Source organism: Nocardia nepalensis (assembly GCF_048910785.1).
In the GTDB taxonomy this organism is placed as follows: Bacteria; Actinomycetota; Actinomycetes; order Mycobacteriales; family Mycobacteriaceae; genus Nocardia; species Nocardia nepalensis.
Genome location: NZ_JBKBET010000041.1, coordinates 383499 through 390897, shown reverse-complemented (window position 1 = coordinate 390897; position 7399 = coordinate 383499). Strand labels below are relative to the sequence as shown.

Here is a 7399-nt window from a genome sequence, read left to right as displayed (position 1 = left end):
GCGCGGTGGGCGTCAACTTCCGGGATGTGTTGGTGGCGTTGGGAATGTATCCCGGCCAGAACCCGTCGTTGGGCGGTGAAGGCGCCGGAGTCGTGCTCGAGGTCGGCGCGGGCGTGACCGACCTCGCCGCCGGGGACGCGGTGTTGGGTTTGTTGGGAGTGGCCGGTTCACAGGTGGTGGTGGATCGCCGCCTGGTCGTCGCCATGCCCACCGACTGGTCGTTCGAGCAGGCCGCCGCGCTACCGATCGTGTTCTTGACCGCGTTGTACGGGCTGGCGGATCTGGCCGGGCTGCGCGCGGGGGAGTCGGTACTCATCCACGCCGGGACCGGCGGGGTGGGCATGGCCGCGGTGCAACTGGCCCGGCACTGGGGCGCGGAGGTCTTCGTCACCGCCAGCCGCGGTAAATGGGACACGTTGCGTGCCATGGGATTCGACGACGATCACATCGGCGATTCCCGGTCGCTGCAGTTCGCCGACCACTTCCTGTCGGTCACCGGCGGCCGCGGTGTCGACGTGGTCCTCAACTCGCTGGCCGGGGAGTTCGTCGACGCCTCGCTACGGCTGCTGCCCCGCGGCGGACACTTCATCGAGATGGGCAAAACCGACATCCGTGAGGTGGGTGTCCTCGCCGAAACCCACCCCGGTGTGCGGTATCGAGCGTTCGACCTGGCCGAAGTCGAACCGCAACGCCTCGAACAGATGCTGGTCGAGGTGGTGGGTTTGCTGCAGACCGGTGTCCTGCATCGGTTGCCGGTCAAGACCTGGGACGTGCGCCGCGCCTCCGAAGCGCTGCGTTATCTCAGCCAGGCACGCCACATCGGCAAAGTGGTCCTGACCATGCCCGAGGTGTTGCCGGCGGCGATCGCTGCGGGCACGGTGTTGATCACCGGTGGGACCGGGATGGCCGGTGCCGCGTTGGCCCGTCATGTGGTCGGCGCCTACCGGGTGGGGCATGTGGTGTTGGTCAGCCGTCACGGTGGTGACGCCGAAGGCGCCGCCGAGCTGGTCGCGGAGTTGCGTGCCGCGGGCGCCCAGGTGCGGGTGGTGGCGTGTGATGTGGCCGATCGTGAGGCCGCGACACGTTTGTTCACCGACGTGCTGGGGCAGTGCCCGCCGTTGAGCGCGGTCATCCATGCCGACGAGGTGCTCGATGACGCGGTCATCACCTCGCTGACACCCGAACGGGTGGACACGGTGCTACGAGCCAAGGTCGACGCGGCCTGGAACCTGCACCAACTGACCCGGGAACGGGATCTGGCCGCGTTCGTGGTGTTCTCCTCGATGGCCGGCACCGTGGGCTCGCCCGGGCAGGGTAACTATGCGGCGGCCAACGTGTTCCTCGACGCGCTGGCCAGCCACCGGCGAGCCGCCGGACTGCCGGGCATGTCGCTGGCGTGGGGGCAGTGGGCCCAGTCCAGTGCCATGACCGGACACCTCAGCGACCGTGACCTGGCGCGCCTCAAACGCACCGGTGTGGTGCCGATGAGTGTCGAAGAAGCGGTGGCGTTGTTCGATGCCGCGTTGGTCGCCGACCATCCCGCGGTGGCCACCGCCCGCCTCGACTACCGCATGCTGCGCGACCGCACCGTCGCCGCGTTCCTGCCACCGCTGTTCGGTGTCCTGGCCGGTACACCACGGCGACGCACGGTGGAAACCAGCACCGCGGCGGCGCGGTCGGAGCTAGCGCAGCGGTTGCACGGGCTCAGCAGCGACGAACAACGTCGACTGCTCACCGAGTTGGTGTGCACCCAGGCCTCGATCGCGTTGGGCTACACCGACACCACCGGTATCGATGCCCGCCAAGCGTTCAAGGACCTCGGGTTCGACTCGCTGACCGCGGTGGAACTACGCAACCGGCTGCAAACCAGCACCGGTCTGACCCTGACCCCCACCCTGATCTTCGACTACCCCACCCCCACCGCGCTGGCCGGCTACCTCCACGAGCAATTGAGCGGATGGGTCCAGCCGACGCTCAATGAAGAGGATGAGATCTGGAAGGTTCTCCGAAAAATTCCAATGAAAGATCTTAAGGACTCCGGACTTCTGGGAAAGCTGTACTCGCTGGCAGGCGAAAGTTATCAACGAAGAGATGAGGAGAAGGCTAAGGAGCAGGTGATCGACAGTTTGGATCGAGCGGGACTCATTGCCATGGCGCTGAACTCTAATTCAAGCGAATAAGCATTAGCTCGAAGGGAGATTACTCTTTTGTGGTGGCGGTCGGCTTTGGCTTATCCAGCCGCGGCCTTGGGGGCGGGCGCGCTGACTACGGACGCGGTCGCGCTCGACGCACGCAAAGCCGCCGACACCGACCGATCCACTCACCCCGCCGACTACCGAGGACTCGACGAAAGCCCATTGGCCACAGTCGCTTCGCTGACAGAACGCCGCCTGGGGGCAGCCGCCACTGCTGCCCTCAGGCGCCGCCTATGACCAGCTATTACGGTATCCATCCCACACGAGCAGATGATGACCTACCGCGGATTCCTCGCCGAATTGCTGATGGCCGAATGCGACGACCGTGCCCGCTGCCGCATCGAGGCCGTCAGGTTGCCCGCGCGACAAATCGTTGTGGGCCTTCGACTGCGACGCCAACCCCACGTCGACCCGGCCACCGTCCACACCCTGGCCAAATGCGAATGGATCCGGAAAGGTCTGTCGCTGTGTTTGATCGGCGATCTGGTGGACGACTGCTTCGGCGGGGATGTTGGTGCGGAAGGCGGTACTGAGATTGCCGATGACCTCCACCTGGTGTCGGCCGCGATGAGTTGGCGGGTGACGACAGAGCCGATGTCACAGGCACCGCCGGTGACGAGCACTGTTTTCGATCCATGCGACCGACCGAATCGGACAGCCCGGCGCGCGCCGAGTGCCCTACCGAGTCCGGGATGCGCCCGGCGAGCGATTTGTTGGTGGCGATCACTGTGACACCGCGACCGCCTTTGAACCCAAGGCGCGAGCGGCCAACTGATCCCACTCACTGCCGGAGAAATTCGCGCCCGCTGGCACATCTGGGCGACGAGACCTGTACTGGGCTAGACCAAGCATACTTCCTGCGTCAGCAGCGCCTAATTCACGAAGATCGGATGGATTGCTAGACGCAGGCTTGAGCCAGCTGCCGTAGCGGTTACTTTGGGCGCAGCGTGCGTGAGGATTTCGAGGGCCAGGGGCTGGCGAGCTTTCCTTGCTGTTGAAGGGATTTTATCCAGTCCTGAGCGATGTGGTGGGGTACGTCGTAGTGCTTAGCAACCTTGGAAATACTGCCTAGCCGCCAGTAGGTCACACCGAAATCTGCTGGCGCTCCCGCTCGCTGCCCTCGCTGGAGTTGTGCACGTTTGGGAGCCTCCGAGTCACCGCCGGACTGAGTCGACCTACCGCCGCTCTCAGGCAGGACGGGCGAATCATTCTCGGACTCTGCTGGTTGCGGGCTGTCTGGCGGAGGAGTTGACGCGGGTACCAGGTTCGGCTGCGCGAACGACCCCGACAGCATGTTCACGGTGTGGACAAGGAGAGAGAAATCGATGTGCCCCAGGGCCTCTGGAACGAAGCTCTCTCCGCTGTTCTCGGCGCGCACCTCAGTTATTCGGACACCGGCTGCGTCGATCTCGACTGTTGCACTAGCCATCGAAACACCGGTACGGATGTTCGAGATCGCGATAGTGTAGCTGTCTGTCATTGCCTATCAAGTCCGTTCAAGGTGACGGTCTAATTGTTGTTTGTGGAACCAGTTTCCACAGATTGGTCGTGCTTGCGTAACCGGCCCATCCATCCCTGAGCTGTATGTCGAGGAACACCGTAATGCTTTGCGACTGCGGTAACCGTACCTACCTGCTTGTAGACCGCACGAAGCTCGTCGACATCGGGCATTCGCCGGTACGCTCTTCCGCCTTCTTCGTCCGCAATGCGTGGACCTGATTCGGGGGTGTTCATTTCAGGAACTGCAGTCGCTGTACGGGCCATTTGGTCCTGCCTCTGCGTGGACGCCGCCGCTGGAGATCCACCAAATGGGTCGTATGGTCCGGATGACAAGAACCGGCGGGCTAGGGCTCGCGCAATCGCCTCGACTTCAATGCCGAGTACCTTTTGAGATGTTAGTCCGGTAGGCCCCGTTGTGCTGATGGCAATTCCGGTTACACGCGTATCCGGTGGCGTGGTATCGACCTGTATGCTGAGCTTAGGAACGTCACTCCCGTCCCCATTCACAGAATCCGGAATTATAACGACTGTATAGCTACCCATGTGTGGTGTAGTCCTTGTGATGGCTTCCGAGTGTCGGGTCTGACGCTTTCCGACAATAGCATGCACGACTCCGACGGGTGTAGTTCCTCTGGCGGGAGTTGCTGATTGCAGTCGTCTGCCCGCTACGAGCCGTGACCTGGCTTCGATGGACACCTATGAGCTTGAATTCATGCGCAGAGTGGCGGGTTGACGCCCGGACAGCAGAGGGTCGAGATCAAGTGTGGTTTCGCGCAGCGGAGGCTGTGGCCTACGGCAGTTACCGGGAGCGCCGACATGGTGGCAGTAGCGGAGGATGAAGGTACGGTGATCGGCCGGAACGGCAAGGGGTCACCTACTCTGTGCATCAACGAAGTTCGACACAGTCTCCATGTCATGATAGGTACTGAGCCAGCCGGTTGCGCGGTAGTCGCCACGGCGGGTGAAAAGCGCGGCGCCAGCAGGGGAACGTGACTCGGGCAGCGTTGCTCGTAACACCATTATCGATCCTTGCGGCGCTGGGGCGGCGACGCAATTGGATCCGGACCAGACGATGAGAGTGGCGGCTGTTGCACAACTGGCTTCGACACGATCATCGAACAAGGCGATCTCAGATCCGGTAACTCGATCCTTCAGCAACGTCGCGTAATCAGATTGATTGAGCTGACAGCCATTAGGACGTCCGGTTTCCGCCCAGTCAGGGTTGGTGAGGCCACGGTTGGTCGCTGCGGTCCAGATATCTGGAACGATGTCCTCGGCGTACGCAGGGGTGGCCATTTGCTCGACCATCCAGAGCAAGCGACCCGAACCCCGCTGAGGCTGGCACTTACGCCAGCGGATGCGTCGTCCCAGGTCGGCTGCCACAATTGCAACCCACGGATGTACCGTTGACAGGAATCCCTGGCAGCCCAGCCAGTGAAGGTATCGAGGTGCTTCCTCCAGAACCGGCGACATCGTGGAGTATGGAATCCCGCCGATGGTGCGGGCGTCGCGACGAAAGGCTTTGGGAGAGTTGGCGACTGCGAGCATCGCTGCGCGTGCCAAGTCGCCTGGAGCGTAAACGGCGGTGGCATCGTCGAGCGGGTGAGAGCCCTCGAATCCGTTGGGTCGGCTATCAATTATTCCGCGCGCCCATTTCAAGTGGAGAACACGGGATTTGAGTGCTTCGCTCACGGCTGCATGTGCGAGTTGCGGGACATGAGTGGCCAACGCATCGATGATCTCGGCCTCAGCGACGTCGGCAGATTCTGGAACGCTGATGGCCGAGAGGACCTGCCGAAGCTTCTGACAAACCGTAGGGGAAACCATTAGCCGACCGGTCACCGTGCCGAGCTCGGTGGGGATGAACCCATCGGCGGCGGAGGCGTGATCGCGTTGTACGAACTCACTGTCGCGGAGAAAACGGACAGCTTGTCGCAGTGGTGCCGTGTCGTGCCTTCCCTGATAATAGGAAAGGGTCTGTTTCCACCATCGCTCCGCGTCGCGGACCGAGCGTATACGTCCTTGGATCGCCTCTGCCAGAAGGTGTTCGGACAGACTCGAGTGGATCTGGGAGTTGACCCGAAACCCTGCGAGCAGCTTGCGTTGCCAGGTTGTTCGTTCGGTCTCGTTCACAAGCAGGAACGCCCACCCTTGACGTTCGCCAGCCCCCAAGCGCCCGGCGCGCCCGAACATCTGTTGGACAGTGGCGACGTCGATCGGTTTCATGCCGACTTCGGTGTCTTGCACCACGACCGCGCGGGCCGGCATGTTGACACCTGCCGCGACTGTTGAGGTGGCAACAAGAACGTCCAATTCACGTGTACGGAAGCCCTGCTCGGCTTCCTTCTTGTGTTCCCAACCCTTGTAATGGAGACCTATTTTGGCGGTTTGGCAAATGGCGTAGACGGCGTCGAGGTCATCCGGGTCGACGTTGAATACGTCGGCACCTCGACTCGCCGCGATGATCAAGGCTGTACGCCTGACACCGCGTTTGCTGCCGCAGAACACTAGGACGCTGCCGTCGCCATCGGCAACAGCGTTGACAATCGAAGCGGTCAAACGGATCTTGGCGGCCTCGGTCACACCCCAGTCGGCGTGGTTGGGAACCGTCGGCAATTGCCACGTGAGTTGAGTCGGGCGCCAACCAACACGGACTGTTCGGGCCTGAAGCCACGACGCGAGCTGATCGGCGTTCGCGACCGTCGCCGACAGACCGACGATACGGATTCGGGAGCCGTCGTCTCGTACACGTGCAAGGATCGCCTCGAGGAACGACCCCCGCGATTCGTCCCCCAGCAGATGAATTTCATCGACGACTAGGCATCCCACCTCAGCGAGAGCTGGACGCATGGATGTTGTTCGGCTGAGAGCCTCGAACTTCTCGGTTGTCGTTACCCACAGATCAGCTGCGCGGATGCGCTCGGCATCGACACGATGCTCACCAGACAATCGTTCGACACGTAACCCGCGACTGCGCCAGCTGTCGAGCTCGCGGTTCAATTCCTCCGTGAGTGAGCGTTGGGGCACCAGCCATGCCGCTTTCTTGCCCTGCTCCAGCACTGTTCGCAGAACGCCAACCATCCCAATGACCGTTTTCCCTGCACCGGTTGGGGCAGCGACGATCAGGTGATCATCGCTACCGACGATGTGTGGAATGGCCTCTGCCTGGGCAGGATTCATGACGGGATGGGGAAGGAAGCGTACCCACTCCGAAGGAACGATCTCTTCCGCTGGAACCGGTCGAATCGAGAGAACTGCAGCGCGGGCATGATCGTGCCACATCAGCTCGAACCCGTCGCGTGCCGCTTCGGCTGTCGCACCTGTCAAGGGATGCGACGATCGTGTGGCTCGACCGGAGATCCCGATGGTGGCGGTCAGGCGTCGCTGCGGATTCGTATCGTGGATCACTTCCTGCTCGCGGAGAAACCGCACTTCACGGTACGGAATACCCTGTGCAAGAAGCGATTCCCGAAGCCCGGCGAACGATGCGCCGGTTGGGATCAACACGCGGACATCGGTTCCGGCGGGGAAGGGGGGCAGCGCGGTGTCGGGGTCGCAGATCTTCATCCACATAATTGGTGGCCCGGGATCGGTGAGGACTGGCGCATCATTCTCGATCTGCATCAGCGCGATCATGACCTCCATAGACGACCTACGTACCTGGTGCTGCAATCCACAGCCGAATACGACGAACGTGTGCGACC

2 protein-coding genes and 1 pseudogene are annotated in these 7399 nt (G+C 62.3%); 2 read left to right on the top strand and 1 reads right to left on the bottom strand.

Annotated elements, in window-relative coordinates:
• Together ACHQ4I_RS41720 and ACHQ4I_RS41715 are read left to right on the top strand one after the other, a co-directional pair.
• Positions 1-2180: type I polyketide synthase (locus tag ACHQ4I_RS41720; RefSeq protein WP_420777438.1), on the top strand; the 2180-nt coding region annotated here is incomplete at its 5' end.
• 288 nt (positions 2181-2468) lie between these two features.
• Positions 2469-2678 (top strand): annotated as a pseudogene (locus ACHQ4I_RS41715) (IS21-like element helper ATPase IstB); the annotation flags it as partial.
• A 1887-nt stretch (positions 2679-4565) separates the two neighbouring features.
• Here the strand turns inward: ACHQ4I_RS41715 and ACHQ4I_RS41710 are convergent.
• The gene (locus ACHQ4I_RS41710; RefSeq protein ID WP_420777437.1) at positions 4566-7331 is read right to left on the bottom strand and encodes a DEAD/DEAH box helicase; all 2766 of its coding nucleotides are present in this window, start codon (positions 7329-7331) and stop codon (positions 4566-4568) included.
• Positions 7332-7399 lie beyond the last annotated feature (68 nt).